This is a genomic window from Sphingobacteriaceae bacterium, assembly GCA_002319075.1.
Taxonomy (GTDB): domain Bacteria; phylum Bacteroidota; class Bacteroidia; order B-17B0; family Aurantibacillaceae; genus Aurantibacillus.
The window spans coordinates 5,503,119-5,520,095 of the sequence record NVQB01000001.1 but is presented as its reverse complement, the minus strand read 5'-3'; the positions used below and the strand labels follow the sequence as shown (position 1 = coordinate 5,520,095).

Sequence of the window (16,977 nt, the reverse complement as noted above, 5' to 3'; positions counted from 1 at the left end):
AAAGCAAAAACTATAAATTGTCTGCCCGTAAATTTGCTTTTGCCTGTACAGTCGTCCGCTGGCGCTTAGTTGCTGTTAGTACCAGTTGCGTTCACCTATTTTTTTCCGTCTCGGTTAATGTAATAGTCCCGTGAGTCGATTGGAATTGTCCCGAAAGTTGTTTCGTAAGAAGTTGAATAAAATATATTTCCATTCCATTTATACTCAGATCCTCGCCATATTGTCGCTCTCAGGGAGATGAAGAATAGAAAGAGAAGAAATATAATTGTCAAAATGCGAAGTCGATTAAAGTTATTTTTAAAGATCAGTGTCAAAATTAATTGTGTCAAAATTGAAACTATAATGAGTCCGTACCAAAACAAGTCACCTAAGCCCCAACCGAACGCGATTTTTCCAAAGAGAAGTCCAACTACCAGGATTAAAACCTGAAAAGATAAAATAACCCAATTATAAATTTTCCAGTTGGGACTTGTCATTGTATATTTATAATTTCATCAAACTTCAAGTCGTGTTATATGTCCGCCTCAATTGGTACTAACGTATGGCAGCCTTGCGCCGTGCCGGCTTCCGCAATGTTATAAATGTACTAATGTCCGCCGAAATGCCAAAACAAAAAAGACCCGGCATGGACGCAAGACTGCCGTTATGGGTTGGCCGTTGCACACAGTTTTCAGTCTGATTAAGTGTCCGCATAAACATTTATTATGTGTTTTCAATTTTTGAACCTTTAGTCCGATTGCATTTCCAACAAAGAGTTTGCAAATTGTCTTCAGATGTAATACCGCCTTTTGAAAGCGGAATAACATGGTCAATCTCTAGCAATAAATTCTTTTCATCTCTAATTGATAAGCAGCATTTTTTGCAACAAAAGTTATCTCTTGATTTTATTTTTTCTCTTAGAGCGGATGTCATTAAGGCCCTTTGTCCCTGAACGCTCTTTTTAAATTTAATTAAATCATTTAAATATGAAATCAAGTTCTCTAAGTTGTCGATGTTTAATTTTATGTCACATTTTGTCGAGCTGTTGCCACCCGCAGACACATACTGAAAAGTGTAGACAGGTAAGTACAAATCGCTAAAATCGTAACTTTCAAAGCCAAGCTTCCGAATAACCATGTTCTTGTTGAAGTACATAATTAATTTCGGAATAGATTCGCTGATGTTGCTTAGAATTGAATCTCTTTCATTCCTTAGTAGTTCTTTTCCTTGTTCTGCCGCAGCAAAGTCATTAAGCACAGTTTCAAAACTCATTAATGTACCTTCATTTGTCTCGATATTGAAATATTTACAGAGGTATTTGATTGGTTGATTACTTGCGCTTTTACATACGGCTGCAGAACAGTTATAAATCTGATGATTCTTAATGTTATTTTGCCACTCCTTGCGTTTGAATTTGAAATTACTGTTGTCATTGAGTTCCCCTTGTCCATAGTCGTATGTATTTATGTCAACGAAAGAACTTTTTAATTCATTAATATGACTGTTCAGGTCGTTGCAATTCTTAATATATTTTTGAATGTCACTTTTGAGATTTAAAAATTTGCTACTATTGAAATAGAAGTGTCTATAAACTATATACGATAACGTCAACACACCGGCCACTAATACAGTGATGCCAATTGGAAGCAATAGAGAACTTACTACCGATATAACGACCTTTATTATGAATGCGATTATTGCAACAATAATTACAAGAGTGAAAAGAGCAGAATTACCTTTCATTAGATTTTATGTATTGTTGTCCTAATGTTTTTGTTCTTTAAGTTTTTCCAGTAGTCGTCCAACGGCTTTCCCATAATTACCTTATACCATTACCTTTCTTCCTCCAATCTGGCGAATTTTACACGATTGCATTACCTTTTGTAATGTTGGCGGTAAATCAAATATAATAGAATTTTTCTTACTCATGGCTTTTTAAACACCACTTTGTATAACAAAACTGTGTAAAAGTGTTCCTCGCAAATTTTTCTTTACCACTAGATCTTAATTCAAAAACAACTTCTTGTTCGGTTTTCCACCCATTATAAAAAGCACCTTGCCTCCCGATACAATTTCTGCATGCGTTAAATAGGCTCTTTTGAGGTCTTCTCCATTCAACAGAATTTTTTCTATATAAACATTTTTATCGCTCTGATTCCTGGTTTCTATGCTAAAGGTTTTTCCGTTCTCTAAAAGTAACTGCGCCGATTTTACAAGTGGACTCCCTATAGAATACCGGTCAGATCCAGGTGCAACGGGATAAAATCCTAAAGCACTAAAAATGTACCAGGCACTCATCTGCCCGCAATCATCGTTTCCGCCCAGGCCGTCTGAACCGGGTTTGTACATTTTTTTAAGGATCATGCGGATGTTTTCCTGTGTTTTCCAGGAGGCGTCAGCCCAGTTAAAGAAGTAAGCCACATGATGTGAGGGTTCATTGCCATGCACGTAATTACCTATAATACCGTCGCGACTGATATCTTCAGTTTCCGCAAAATACTTATCGGGTAAACTCATAGTGAACAGTGAATCGAGGTGCTGCGAAAATCTTTTTTTACCACCCATTAATTTTATAAGCGAGTCAGGTTGGTGCGGTACATACAGACTGTAGTTCCACGAGTTGCCTTCAATGTAACCGGCCTGGTTGGTACTCAACACATCAAATTCTTTTTTAAAACTTCCGTCGTTTAACCTCGGACGCATAAACCCAATCGATGCATCATACACGTTTTTATAATTTTCAGAACGTTTTATAAATTCATCGTAGAGCTCTTTGTGACTTAATTTTTTCGCCATCTGCGCAATGCACCAGTCATCGTAAGCATACTCTAATGTTTTTGAAACGGAACTTCCATTTTTGTCTTCGGGAATAAAACCGCGGTCCATATAATAGTCCAGGCCGTCATACTGTTTATTTCTGGCGGTCGTGGCACAGGCTAGCAGAGCTACTTCGGGATCAAACCCCGTAGTTCCTTTCATTACCGCGTCTGCAATAACGGAAACACTATGATAACCAATCATGCACCAGTTTTCGTTCGCGTAATGCGACCATACCGGCAACATGCGATGCACACTCTGATCGTAATGACTTAGCATAGAGCGGATCATATCTGAATTTCTTTTCGGTTGCAGCAGATTTAAAAAAGGATGCAAAGCCCGGTAAGTGTCCCACAAAGAAAATGTCGTGTAATTCGAAAATCCTTCTGCTTTATGAATGTTCTGGTCAAGCCCACGGTACTTCCCGTCAACGTCCATGTACAAAGTCGGACTCAAAAAAGCATGGTACATGGCCGTATAAAAATTTACTTTGTCTTCCGGATTTAGTGTTTCAACTTTTATCTTTCCGAGTTCATCATGCCATAACTTTTGCCCATCGCGCTTTACTTTTTCAAAATCCCAGTGCGGAATTTCTGTTCGTAAATTTAGCAGGGCGCCTTCCGTACTTACAGAAGACAGAGCTACCTTGAGTTTCAGAGATTCGTTGGCATCCGTATCGAAATCAAAAAACGCCCTTAGTTGTGTTCCCGCCATTTCAGCAAAGTTATGGCTTTGATCAAATTTTCTCCAGAAGCCACGGTAAACTTCTTTCTTCGAAAAGTTTTTATAGCCGTAATTCTTAAAAGCTTTAGAAAAAGAAATAGCAAAATAAACAGTTCTTGTTCTTGCCCAGCCATTGGTTTCACGGTAGCCGGTAATTAAAGAATCATTCTCCACACGAATAAACGTCCATACATTTTTAGAGTCGTAATTATAAATACCCGACATCATATCTAAAATAATATGACTCTGTTGCGATTTCGGAAAAGTATAGCTGTGCATGCCCACGCGCGCGCTGGTGGTCAATTCTGCCTGTATGTTGTGATCGTCTAATTTTACTTTGTAGTAATTGGGTTCTGCAAACTCGTTAGCATGTGAGAAAGCTGAACGAAACCCACTTGCAGGTTTATCGGCCGTTCCGGGATTTAATTGCAGAGCACCTTCCGTGGGCATAATTAAAATATCGCCAAGATCAGAATGTCCCGTCCCGCTAAAATGCGTATGGCTAAAACCCACAATAGTTTTGTCTGAATACTGGTAACCCGCGCAGTACTTATAAATATCGGGATTGTATTTTCCGTTGAGTTCGTATTGCAAGGTGTCGGTATCAGGACTCAATTGTACCATGCCAAATGGAACGGTTGCACCAGGGTAGGTGTGTCCCATTTTTTCGGTTCCCACAAAAGGGTTTACAAACTTAATCACCTCCATATCGGCAGGCTTCTGCGAGAAAGAAAAAAGGCTAATGAAAATGGAAGGGAGAGTGAGGCTAATTTTTTTACGAATCATTGATTTAAAATTTAGGGGTTACTCCAACCATCACTCCGAAATTACCATCCGTTTGTATCCAGTTTTTTTCGGGAAGATAGCTGCGGGAAACAAATCCATCAAAATAGAGCGCGTTTTTGCATCCCAGGTTTTTAAAGTACAAGGCAAAGTCATAAAAGTTAATGGGGTTTTTAGACATGGCAAACACCACTTTATTATCGGGAAGAATGCCAACACCATTACGAATGTTAAGGTTTTCGGAGCCCTTGGTAAAAGAAGAGTGTATTGCCCCGTCAATAACCAGCATTGGTCCCGATTGGCTTGCATAGCGTATGTTTTTTTGCCTGGAATAATCTTCGGTCTTACAAATACCGGCCTGTTGCAGATCATCCAGGTAAAACACACCATTGGGTTTCATATGAAAATTGCCTTTTCCACTGCTCGTATTCAGAGCGCGCAGTTGTTTGTTTTCTTTAATGAATAAACCAAGCGGAGATTGGTTTTCCATATACATACCCGCGTTGCAGGCAAATAGAAGTTTTACTTTTTTTCTTTCCAGGTAAGACTTTAACGCGCCAATGCTCCCCAACAGTTTACCATCGTCATCTTTCCAGTACAAACCAAGCTCCTGTTTTTTTGGGTCCATCACATAGCTAAGAATGTCCTTATCATCACGCAAACTATGAAAAGCGTACAAAGATAGAATCAGGACACTAAAGAAGACTAAAACGAATAGCAGTTTATACCTGTTAACCACGGCTTTGATTTAAAATTAAAAATAAGCATTTCAAAGATCAGGGCGATCATTTTTTAAACCTTTGTTTGAAACTAAAGATTCTGGTCATTTAACCGAAATCTTTGAATGTAAAAGTTAGTAATCAAAAGATAGAACTTGTTTATTCAAGAGAGTTTTACCCGGTACAGCGCAGCTGTACGACAGCTATCAGGGGCAAAAGTTGTGAAGGCATGGTGAAGTTTACCTTATGCCAACTCCCTGGTTCCTTGCGTAATACTCCCTACTTACCCCGTACATATCCCGTCTTTTAGTACGAAACTCATGCATTTACTCAGCCTCTCATACACCTTCCCTCAGAGGTCAATACACTCTTACTCATTCGTACAATTTTTCGTCCAATTTTCAGGTATCTTTGCATATGGCATTTCAGGTCGGTGATATAAAACTCTCAGGTACTGTAAATGGTATTTCTTTCTACAAAAGCGTCTTTGGCTGGCTGGTCAGGGCCAAGGGAGGGCCAAAGCGGAAACAATTCAAAACCTCGCCGGCATTTGTTCGATCAAGAGAGAACAGCGAAGAATTCACAGCCTGTGCCCGGGCTGCGTCTACTATCCGCCGCCTGGTAATAAGACACACCGGTTATAAAGACAAAACCCTTTACCACCGCCTCATGAAGTTGATGCGCCTGCTCGCAGATAACGATAAGGAATCCCTTCGTGGAAAGCGCGACCCTATGAAAGGGATGCAGACACGTCAGGCTCAGGCACTTTTAAAGGAATTTAAAATAACCAAAGATCTTTGCCTTTATGACATTCTACTCATAGCCGGGTTCATTAAAGAATCTCATGATAAAGTGAAGGAAGGCAGCACTCCTATTATCCTTTCAGGGGCTATCAGACGCAGACGAGCCAAAAAGCTATCGCCTTTTTATCCACTTTCTAAAGCTCTGCCGGCACACTTATCTTTAAGCCAGAAACAAATACAGGTTAACACCGCTTTCGGTTAAAGGCGTTTATAGAAAGCTTTTTAAATGGGTAATCAGGTTTACTAAAAATGAAACTTTATGTCCTTCTTTACAACTTTTGCAACCCACGCAAAGTTTTCCACTCACGGCAATGGTTAAAGCATGGTTTTGAGCGATAGTAGGGGCTGTATCTGTAAAGGCGGGCCTAATCTACACATCCGAATTACAGCAGCCTTTTTATAACTCTTAAAGTGTGCGAGTACTTTTTAGTTTCTGTATGAAAAATACCATAGTGGTCAAATTTATCAATGCGTACACAACCACTCGCATGAATAATCTGTTCGTTGTTTAATAAAATGCCCACATGAATAATCCGGCCTTCTTCGTTATCAAAAAACGCCAGGTCCCCGGCTTCTGCCTCTTCCACAAAACTAAGGGGTGTCCCGGTTTCAACCTGTTGGTAGGCGTCGCGGGGTAATTTATAACCGTTTAATTTGTATACTAATTGTGTAAAACCACTGCAATCAATACCGAAAGGACTCTTTCCACCCCACAAATAAGGAGCATTAAGGAATACATAGGCTGAATTGATAATATCTCTCGCTGATTTCTTTTCCTTTAGCGAAGCCGTTGCCCCTTCAAATCCAAAATCAAAAACATCAAAACTGGTAGTATGGTTTTTAAAAAAGGGTAGGGTAGCTCCAATACTCACCGGAAAATGGGTTTCATTCCTTTTATCATGAAGAAGTTGCACCAATTCGTTAGAATACACAGCATCTTGTTTTTCGAGCTGCTGGAATAAACTTTCAGGAATTTTGGTATGTTGTTTACCGTTGATCCAACATTCGTAATTATCAAAAGCGGTTTTTATGCGAAGCCAGTCTTCGCCCTGCTCAAGAATTGTGTAGTGTTCACCGAATAAAAGCTGGGTAACCATTTCACTTGTTCCAGAAGGTTCTTTTCTCGCAGGCACAATACTGAGCGTACAAATTCCGTGTTGCATAATTGCTAAATGTAATTAATTTATTACTGAAATTAAAAGGCTGCAAAAATATCTTTAAGGCGCAACTGTTAATAGGCGTATGCGTCCTTAATATACCAGGTTCGTCTATCAATTGGTAATTTTGGGCTAAATAACAAGGTGGCCCAAACTTTTTTATTTGCGATAAATTCAAATTATGTCTAATTTAGAAACTTAGTTATGAGCCAGGAGACCAAGGATGCTGTAAATAAAATATTAACTGATTACCTGGAAGTTAATAAACACCGCAAGACTTCAGAACGTTTTGCGATTTTGAACGAGATTTATTCCCACGATGGTCATTTCGACATTGAAGGGTTATATCTCATGATGAAGAATAAAAAATACAGGGTTAGTCGTGCAACTTTGTACAACAATATTGAGATTTTGCTGGATGCCGGGCTTGTTATTAAACATCAGTTCGGTAAAAATATGGCTCAGTTTGAAAAAGCCTATAAATACAGGCAACACGATCACCTGATCTGTACCGATTGTGAAAAAGTATTTGAGTTTTGCGATCCTCGTATAATGCAGATTCAAAGAAGCACGGAAGAAATGTTAAACTTTAAAGTACTGCACCATTCTCTTAATTTTTTTGCAAAATGTAAATTTTTAAGCGAATCTGGCGCCTGTCAACATTATAAAAAGTAAATTATGGTTTTTGATTTTACAATTTCCAACAACGGTAACTACGCCGTAATAAGTATGAGTGGTAACCTGATTGAAAAAGGTCAGGCTATTGCATTACTTGAAAAGTCGGAAGAACTTATCACTCAAAACTGCTCGCAATGGGTTATTGATCTTGAAAAATTAATTTACATGAATAGTAGTGGATTAAATACACTTATTCAATTACTCACCAAAGCCCGTGTGGCTGGTGGCGAAGCAGTGCTCTACAACATGAATAAAAAAATAAACGAACTTATTCTCATTACCAAACTTCACACGCTTTTTAAAGTAGCCGATACTCAGGCTGATGCACTTGCCATGCTTGGTGCTTAAAGAACTTTTACATGCCTGTTTTGTCAAAACTCCTTTTTATAAAGGAGTTTTTTTTGCGCTCAACTTTAGCTTTGGGTTAACTTTAAGTCTATTGTTAAATATGTATATCCCAAATCTAAAATTTTAGACATCTGGGGCTTGTTGTCGTTTCACCTAATAACAATGCATTTTACCTCATAATTAAATTTTCTGACTTAAAACTTGATTAAAATTAACTTTTTTCTTAACTGTTTGTTAATGTTTGTTATCTTTTTTCTCTACATTGTCGGCAACTAAACAACACACACATGAAACAAACTAACAAATTTCTAATGCTTTTTAGCGTATTACTCAGTGTAATGTCGCTAAAAATGAGTGCACAATGCACCAACTCCTCCTCCTTCGGATCGCCCACGGCGCCCGCCCCTGGAACATCTATTACCGCGGTATCCTGCCAGTATGCCGGTGAGTATTGCACTACCAGTTCTGTAGTGGCTGGAAATACCTATTGGGTAAATTCAACCGTTGCTACAGATTATTTTACGATTCGCATCGGAGCGTCTAACGGCACCCTTGTAGCTTCTGGCCCTGCACCATTGGTTTTTACGCCAACGGTTTCAGGTACTTATTACATCCATTGTAATACAAGTTCCGCTTGTGGTACGCAAAGTACTTGTCGTAATGTACTCATGGGTTGTTACGGCCCGGCATGTACACAAAGTTCAGCTTTTGGAAGTATGACTGCGCCCAATCCAACTCTTACAGTTTATATAGGCTGTCAGTATGCGGGAGAGTATGGGACTTTAAATTCGGTTACAGCCGGAAATGTTTATGTTTCAGCGTCTTCTGTTTCTACAGATTATTACACAATTCGCAGCGGGACTTCTACTGGTCCTGTTGTTGCGGCCGGCCCCTCACCATTAACATGGACAGCTCAGGTAGCAGGAACACACTACATACACGTGAGCTCAAGCTCCTTATGCGCTACACAAAGCTCGTGCAGGGATAATTCTGTAACGTGCATTGGTGGGGCTGTGCCTCCTGCACCGGCAAATGACTTATGTGCTGCTGCTATCACTATGGCGGTTCCGAGCTCAACAGCAGGAACAACGGTAAATTCAACACTGGAAAGTCCTGCACCCGGTACTTGCGGAACAAGTTTGAGTCAACCTGGTGTTTGGTACAAACTCGTTGGTAACGGTAACCAGATAGGCGTTGATCTTTGCGCTGCCAGCAGTTGGGATTCTAAAATTTTTGTTTACACAGGATCATGCGGTGCCTGGACTTGTGTAACAGGAAACGATGATAACGGACCAATGTGCGCGAGTGGCGCTGCATCGGCAACTTTTTGCTCTATACCTTCTACCAATTATTATGTTCTTGTAACAGGTTATAGTGCTGCAAGTGCCTTTACAATCGCCGTTACACAAACAGTTAACTCTGGCGCTAATCCTACAATTACAGCCACAGCATTAACACCCTCTATATGTTTAGGCTCAGCAGGAACACTCAGTGTTTCAGGAGCTACCAACTATGCCTGGAGCACGGGTGTGGGTGGAGCAAGTATCTCTATTACGCCAGCGGCCTCAGGGGTTTACACCGTTTATGGTTATGGGGCTGCAGGATGTAATTACGATGTTAAAACGGTTACAGTAACTTCTATCCCTACACCAACTATCAGTTTAACTGCTAATAACGGTTCTATTTGTCCTGGTGGATCTTTTACCACAACAGCCAGTGGAGCTGCGAGTTATACTTTTGCCGGCTCCCCGTCGGGAACGGTTATAGCAACAACCGCAACACTCTCTCCAATTGTTAATACCACTTATACTGTAAGAGGAACAGGCAGCAATGGTTGTTTATCGCTTCTGGCTAATTCGCCCTCTGCTACCGTAACTACCTTAGCGTCACCTTCTCTTACTGTGGTAGCTACACCTTCAGCGGTTTGTCCGGGTATTACCTCAAGCTTAACGGTTTCTGGTGCTAATACCTACACCTGGGCTTCCTTGAGCTCAAATGCTACAGTAGTTCCGGTTTCATCTTCTGTTACCACCGTATATACAGTATCGGGTACAGGTACAACGGTTTGTAATGGTGTAAAAACCATTACGCTCTCTGTTTATCCAACTCCTACCATTACGGCAGCTAGCGGAACGCTTTGCTCAGGAAGTGTATTTACAACGGTTCCTTCAGGAGCTTTAACTTATTCTTATTCTACAGGGGCAAGCACGGTTGCATTAACTTCTAATACAACTATTAACGTAACGGGTACAAGTTCTAACGGTTGTGTTTCATCAGCTCCTGCTGTTGTAAACGTTAGCATTGTTGCTTTGCCGGTTGTATCTGTTAACAGTGGAACTGTTTGTGCAGGATCGAATTTCCTTTTAATTCCTTCAGGTGGAACCAGCTACATTTATCCTAATTACTCTAATCCTGTTCTCGCTTCAACTTCTGGCACATACGCAGTTATTGGAACAAACTCTGCAGGATGTTTATCATTGCCTGCAATTGCAACCCTTACGGTATTCAGCACACCTGTTTTAACTGTTGCATCAACACCTTCTAATCTGGAAGTTTGTATTACAGGATCATTGTCTCTTACTGCCAGTGGAGCTGTAAGTTATAACTGGAATAATACTGCCACAGGTGCATCGTATGTTACAACGCCTACTGTAAACGGTTCTTATTTCGTAATCGGAACAGATGCAAATGGTTGTGTTAGCGCTGCTACAGTGCCATACACTGTTAATCCTTTACCTACAGTATCTCTTAACGGTAGCCCGTTATCCCTTTGTGCCGGTGGAGGTTCTTCTACTTTAACTGCAGGTGGCGCGCTTACCTATTCATGGTCAGCTTCATCTACCACTTCTGCAGTTACTGTAGTAACACCTACAGCTACCACAGTGTATACGGTTATCGGTTCAAATGTTTATGGTTGTTCAAGAACCAAAACCTTAAGCATTGGTGTAAATACTATTACAATTAATGAAATGCCTGACAGTTCACTTTGTCTTGGAAATTCTATAAGTGTTTACGCACCGGGTGGAAGTTCTTATACATGGACGCCTGTACCGTCTATTTTTAGCGCTGTAACTGTAACTCCGGCGGTAACTACTACTTATTCCTACCACACAATTGATGCAAAATCGTGTCATCATCAGGGTAGTATAACAGTAAGTGTTAATCCTGTTCCGGTTGTAACTGCAGTTGCTGCAAGCACTCTGATTTGTACAGGAGAAACTACAACTATGACTGCAGCTGGTGCAGGTAATTACCTATGGACTTCACCAACCACCACAGGTACCGCAGGAACTATTTTAGTAGTTAATCCAAATTTCAGTATGATTTATATGGTAACCGGTACAGATGTAAATGGTTGTTCTGATACGGCAATGGTGAGTTTAACCGTAAGTAAATGTACTGGCTTAAATCAGTTGGCTTCAAGAATGAATGGCTTACAGATTTATCCAAATCCTCACAATGGTGCATTTACAGTTGATTTGGCCAATGGATCAGAGAAAACAATCCAGATCATAGATATCTCAGGTCGTATTTTAAGTACTGAGATAAGCTCTGAGAACCTGGTAAATGTTAGAATGACTGAATTTGCTAATGGCGTTTATTACGTGAAAGTGCAATCAAACAAGGAAGTATCTGTTGTTAAAGTAATTAAACAATAAGACCTGCTCTTCTGATAAGTTTAAAAGTCCCTCAGCAATGGAGGGACTTTTTTTATGACATAAGCCCCCGGTGTTCCGTATTAAAACCTTTAGGGTAATTTGGCACAGAGTTAAAATAGCAGTCACTTTTCGACAAGTTTAGTAAATTGTTAGCCGAAGTTTAATTTTAGTGCAAAGCATATGTTAAAAGGTTCCGGGACCCTGTGTTTTCGGTAGGGGGGCTTATAACTATTTTAGGTTATTAGCGATTTAGGCACTAAATTTAGTGCTCAAAAATGTTCTAAAGACCCACTTATGAAATTAAAATCTACTTTGCAGTCCCTTTTACCTGCAATTTTTTTATCTGTGCAAATTTCGCATGCGCAGGTTGTTACGCAAACTCTTAATTACACGGGTAGCGTTCAAACGCTTACAATTCCAAACTGTGTGGGAGCTATCTCTTTTACAGTTTATGGAGCCAGCGGTGCAAATGGTATTAATAGTCCCTCAGGCGCTATTGGCGGTTCAGGAGGATTAGGTGCCATGGTAACTGCAGACGCTCCTATCACGCCGGGTACAACCTTAAACATATTTGTGGGTGGAGCCGGTACAGGTTCCGTTGCAGGTTACAACGGCGGTGGCTCTGGCTCTATAGGAAATTCCGGTGCAGGTGGAGGTGCTTCTGATCTCAGAATTGGAGGTATTACCCTGGCTGATCGTGTTTTAGTTGCCGGCGGTGGCGGCGGCGGCGGCGATGCAGGTTGTCCGAGCGCAACTATAAGCGGAGGAAATGGTGGAGCCGGAGGCGGAGCAAGTGGCACTGGCGGTGTTAGTGCTATTGCCGGCGGCGGCGGCGGTGGCGGCGGCGCAGGTTCTCTTGGCGGTGGCGCCGGAGTAGGGTGTGCTGGATTCACTGGTGGACCCGGTGGTGGCGGATCTTCAGGCCTGGGCGGATTTGCAGGATTTGGTTATTTAGCTTGCACATATGTTGGCGGCGGTGGCGGCGGCGGCGGATACGTTGGCGGTGGCGGCGGCGGCGGCGGCTCTTTAGGAGATGTTGCCTGCACGAATAACGACCAGGGTGCTGGCGGCGGTGGCGCCGGAGGTACTAACTTTGTGAGCGGAGTATTTACAACTTCAAGCATGACAAATGGTGTGCACTCAGGAAATGGTCTTGTCATCTACAGTTATACTATTAATCCTATTCCTAATATTAGTGTAAATAGTGGTAGTTATTGCGCAGGCGATGCTTTCACCATTACACCTACAGGGGCTGTTAGTTATACCATTACGGGTGGTAGTTTTGTCGTAAGCCCTTCAACCGTTACTTCTTACTCTATTAGCGGTACAAGTGCTTTAGGCTGTGCAAGTACTGTTCAGGCCGTAAGTACGGTTTCTGTTTTTGCTAAACCAAATATTACGGTGAGTAGCGGAACTTTATGTTCAGCTTCAGTATTCACGCTTAATCCTGTTGGTGGTGTTACCTACACTTTTTCAGGTGGATCTGCAGCTGTTTCTCCAACTACCACTACATCTTACAGCGTTTATGGAACGAATGTGGCAGGCTGTTCAAATGCTACGGCAGCTATTGCTACAGTTTCTGTTTTCACTACGCCAACAATCACGGTGAACAGTGGAACAGTTTGTGCGGGAAAAGTTTACACGTTTACACCTTCGGGGTCTTCTACATCTTACAGTTATTCAAATGGTTCAAGCACTATAGCTCCAACGAGCAATACCACGGTAATTGTTAGCTCTACAAGTACAGCGGGCTGTGTATCACAGCCTGTTACTGCTACTGTAAATATTATTGCCCTGCCAACTATTACTGCCAGCAATGGTTCGTTTTGTTCTGGTGGTTCATACACTATTACTCCTTCGGGCGGTGTGAGTTACAGCGTAACGGGTGGTGTTTTTGTGGTAAACCCAACAGTAAATACGAGTTATAGCGTTACGGGTACAAATTCATTGGGCTGCTCAAACGCTACGCCAGTGGTTATTACAGTAAGTGTGAATCCAATTCCAACCCTGTCAGTAAACAGTGGCACGAATTGTTCTGCCAATGCCTTTACAATAATTCCTCAAGGAGCAACAAACTATACCATTACTGGTGGAACGAATATCGTTTCTCCAGGTACTACAACTTCCTATTCTGTTACAGGTACCAGTGCATTTGGCTGCGCTGCCTCCAATACAGCTGTGAGCACCGTTACTGTATTTACCAGTCCGGTGGTGAGTTCACCAAGTGGTTCGATTTGTAACGGACAAGGCTATACTATCACCGCAACGGGAGTTTCTTCTTATTCGGTTATTGGCGGACCTAATGTAGTGTTTCCAACAAGTACGGCAAACTTCAGTGTTATAGGTTCAAGTTCTGTGGGTTGCCAAAGCACAAATACGGCAATTGTTACTGTCACTGTTAACGCAGTTCCTTCAGTATCTGTTAATAGCGGTGGTGTATGTACCGGCGGCGTATTCACATTGAATCCGTCCGGGGCATCTACCTATGTATTCTCTAACGGTTCATCCACAATTGCTCCTTCTACAAACACCACAGTGAGTGTTATTGGTACAAGTTCAGAGGGATGTACTTCTACTGCTGTAATTTCTACTATTGCGGTTTCTAATATGCCTACAGTATCTGTTAATAGCGGTACGGTTTGTTCGGGTGGTGTGTTTACCTTTTCACCTACCGGCGCTCCTTCTTATAGTTTCCAAAGTGGCACAAATACGGTGAGTCCTACTTCTTCAGGTTCTTATACCGTTGTTGGTATAAATCTGGGATGCGTTTCTTTACCTGCTGTTTCTAACCTTACGGTAATTGCTGCTCCGGTTCTTTCTATCACAGTGGTGAGTCCTTCAAATGCTATTGTGTGTGAAGATGCTCCGATTATCTTTTCAGCAACGGGTGGTATTACTTATACCTGGAATGCTACAACGGCAACAGGTACTTCTTATACAGCTAATCTTTCTACCAGCGGCGCCTTCAGCGTATCCGGCTCAGATTTAAATGGCTGCGTAGGAACTGCCACAACGCTTGTAATAGTGAATCCGGCTCCGCAGTTAACGCTTACGGCAAGTAGTCTTTCTGTTTGTGCAGGTTCTTCTTCTACATTAATTGTAACGGGTGGTCAAACTTACACCTGGTCTGCTCCAGGTACGGGCAGCTCCATCGTGGTATCACCTGTAACAAGCACCACTTATTCTGTAAGTTCTGATAATGCCTTAGGATGCGTTAAAACTAAAACACTCACTATTTCAGTAAATACAATTGTTCTGGCGGCTAGTCCAAACACAGCCGTTTGTGAAGGTGGCTCGGTTATATTGTCTGCTGATGGCGCTGTTTCTTACAGCTGGTTCCCTGTAGCATCGTCTGTGAGCTCTGTGCTTATTGTGCCTTCTACAAGTTCTACCTACACTTATAATGCCATCGACGCTATCAATTGTTATCATTCAGGAACTATAAGTGTTACGGTGAATCAAAATCCGGTAGTTTCAATTACAGGTTATAGTGTTATTTGTTTTGGTGAAACCGCTTCGGTAACTGCAAATGGTGCAAACACCTATTTGTGGAACGATTCGCTGAATACGGCAACTCCAGTTCTTACGGTTAGCCCGGTAACAAATACAACTTATGCTGTTGTAGGTACGGATGCAAAAGGGTGTGTTTCAAACGCGTCCATTGAGTTAACGGTAAATGCTTGTGCAGGTATAGCAGAATCCAGATCTCAACTTGTGGGCTTAACTGCTTATCCAAATCCAACTTCAGGTGAATTTACTATTGATCTTCCCAATGGATTAAATAAATCTGTTCAGATTACTGACCTTGCAGGTCGCGTGGTATACAGTACTTTTACTTCAGAGAATAAGATGACCTTTAATCTTAAAAATCTTGATAATGGTATTTACTATGTAAAAGTACAGTCTGGTAAAGGTGAAGAAGTACTAAAAGTCATCAAACATTAATAATTAAAACTTTAATAAAAAATCCCCCTGGTAAAACTGAGGGGATTTTTTTTTGCCCCTTTTTTAAGCATATTCTAATTAGCTGTGAACATGAAAGGTATTCCATAAAAAAAGGACCTTGCGGTCCTTCTTAATCTTTTTGATTTACTTCTTAAAACGAGTGCCCCATTTTATCTCTCTTCGTTGCAAGGTATTTTGCATTGTGAGGATTTGATTTTACAATGATAGGCACATTGTCAACAATCTCTAGGCCATAACCGATAAGGCCTGCACGTTTTTTTGGATTATTGGTCATCAGTTTAATTTTTCTTACGCCCAGGTCACGCAATATTTGTGCGCCAACGCCGTAGTCGCGCTCGTCCATTTTAAAACCTAGCTCCACGTTTGCTTCTACAGTATCCAGACCTTCTTCTTGTAATTTATAAGCCCGCAATTTATTTAAAAGACCTATGCCTCTTCCTTCCTGGTTAAGGTATACGATTACGCCTTTGCCTTCTTTTTCAATCATTTGCATCGACTGGTGAAGTTGTTCTCCGCAGTCGCAACGGCAGCTTCCAAAAATATCGCCGGTAACACAGGACGAGTGCATTCTTACGAGTATAGCTTCATCTTTTTTCCATTCACCTTTTATAAGCACAAGATGTTCCTGCCCATTGGTTTCTACCTGGTAATCTATCAATTTAAAATCACCATAATTGGTGGGCATGTTAACCTCTACTTGTCTTTTTACAATACTTTCTTTTGAAAGACGGTAAGCAATAAGATCTTCAATGCTGATAATTTTAAGATCGAAACGCTCTGCAATTTTCATTAACTCAGGAAGACGGGCCATCGTACCATCTTCATTCAGAATTTCAACAAGTACCCCGCAAGGTTCGAATCCCGCTAATACCGAAATATCTACGGTAGCTTCGGTATGCCCGGTTCTGCGCAATACTCCGCCTGGTTTTGATTTTAAGGGAAAAATATGTCCGGGTCTGCCAAAATCAGATGGTTTTATAGTAGGATCAATTAAAGCCTTTACCGTTTTTGAGCGGTCAGATGCTGAAATGCCTGTGCTGCAGCCAAAACCAAGCAAGTCGATAGAAACTGTAAAGGGCGTTTCATGTAAAGAGGTATTGGCCGGCACCATCATATCGAGTTTTAATTCGTGCGCTCTTTCTTCTGTAAGAGGTGCGCAAATGAGTCCGCGGCCGTGTGTTGCCATAAAGTTGATCACTTCCGGTGTTGCGTTTCTGGCGGCTGTTATAAAGTCACCTTCATTTTCACGGTCCTCATCGTCCACAACAATTATTACTTTTCCCTTTTGAATATCTTCAAGGGCTTCTTCTATAGTATTTAATTTAAATTCACTCATAATGTGGCA

At 41.3% G+C, this 16,977-nt stretch carries 11 protein-coding genes and 1 pseudogene; 5 read left to right on the top strand and 7 right to left on the bottom strand.

All coding sequences use genetic code 11. The features are described 5' to 3' along the window. Positions 1 to 95: 95 nt before the first annotated feature. The 4 genes from CNR22_23855 to CNR22_23840 form a co-directional block, all read right to left on the bottom strand. A complete protein-coding gene (locus tag CNR22_23855) occupies positions 96 to 476 on the bottom strand; it encodes a hypothetical protein (GenBank protein PBQ34679.1) in 381 nt (126 codons plus the stop codon). Positions 477 to 702: 226 nt separating this feature from the next. Further along, complete coding sequence (locus tag CNR22_23850; GenBank protein PBQ34678.1) at positions 703 to 1,722, bottom strand: hypothetical protein; 1,020 nt, start codon at positions 1,720 to 1,722, stop codon at positions 703 to 705. A gap of 261 nt (positions 1,723 to 1,983) precedes the next feature. Further along, entirely contained in the window at positions 1,984 to 4,305 is a 2,322-nt protein-coding gene (locus CNR22_23845; protein ID PBQ34677.1) for a sugar hydrolase, read from the bottom strand. Positions 4,306 to 4,309: 4 nt separating this feature from the next. Next, complete coding sequence (locus CNR22_23840) at positions 4,310 to 4,930, bottom strand: hypothetical protein (GenBank protein ID PBQ34989.1); 621 nt, start codon at positions 4,928 to 4,930, stop codon at positions 4,310 to 4,312. A 508-nt stretch (positions 4,931 to 5,438) separates the two neighbouring features. Here CNR22_23840 and CNR22_23835 point away from each other — a divergent pair. Further along, entirely contained in the window at positions 5,439 to 6,026 is a 588-nt protein-coding gene (locus CNR22_23835) for a hypothetical protein (protein ID PBQ34676.1), read from the top strand. A gap of 181 nt (positions 6,027 to 6,207) precedes the next feature. Here CNR22_23835 and CNR22_23830 read toward each other — a convergent pair whose 3' ends face one another. Next, entirely contained in the window at positions 6,208 to 6,987 is a 780-nt protein-coding gene (locus tag CNR22_23830) for a hydrolase Nlp/P60 (protein ID PBQ34675.1), read from the bottom strand. Positions 6,988 to 7,185: 198 nt separating this feature from the next. Between CNR22_23830 and CNR22_23825 the strand changes: the two genes are divergently transcribed. The 3 genes from CNR22_23825 to CNR22_23815 all read left to right on the top strand — a co-directional run bounded on the left by CNR22_23825 (position 7,186) and on the right by CNR22_23815 (position 11,666). Continuing rightward, positions 7,186 to 7,656: a transcriptional repressor gene (locus CNR22_23825; protein PBQ34674.1), complete on the top strand. Its 471-nt coding sequence runs from the start codon at positions 7,186 to 7,188 to the stop codon at positions 7,654 to 7,656. Positions 7,657 to 7,659: 3 nt separating this feature from the next. After that, positions 7,660 to 8,007, top strand: a complete 348-nt coding sequence (locus tag CNR22_23820; protein PBQ34673.1) for an anti-anti-sigma factor — start codon at positions 7,660 to 7,662, stop codon at positions 8,005 to 8,007. A gap of 287 nt (positions 8,008 to 8,294) precedes the next feature. Next, positions 8,295 to 11,666 carry a hypothetical protein gene (locus CNR22_23815; protein PBQ34672.1) on the top strand — a complete coding sequence of 1,124 codons (3,372 nt, stop codon included), beginning with the start codon at positions 8,295 to 8,297 and terminating at the stop codon, positions 11,664 to 11,666. 761 nt (positions 11,667 to 12,427) lie between these two features. Here the strand turns inward: CNR22_23815 and CNR22_23810 are convergent. Next, a pseudogene (locus CNR22_23810) lies at positions 12,428 to 12,688 on the bottom strand (hypothetical protein). Between the two features lie 100 nt (positions 12,689 to 12,788). On the opposite strand from CNR22_23810, the gene CNR22_23805 reads away from it, so the two are divergent. Next, positions 12,789 to 15,611, top strand: coding sequence for a hypothetical protein (locus CNR22_23805; protein ID PBQ34671.1), 2,823 nt, complete (start codon positions 12,789 to 12,791; stop codon positions 15,609 to 15,611). Positions 15,612 to 15,762: 151 nt separating this feature from the next. On the opposite strand, the gene CNR22_23800 is transcribed toward CNR22_23805, so the two are convergent. Further along, positions 15,763 to 16,968, bottom strand: coding sequence for a bifunctional 3,4-dihydroxy-2-butanone-4-phosphate synthase/GTP cyclohydrolase II (locus CNR22_23800; GenBank protein ID PBQ34670.1), 1,206 nt, complete (start codon positions 16,966 to 16,968; stop codon positions 15,763 to 15,765). Positions 16,969 to 16,977: the final 9 nt, after the last annotated feature.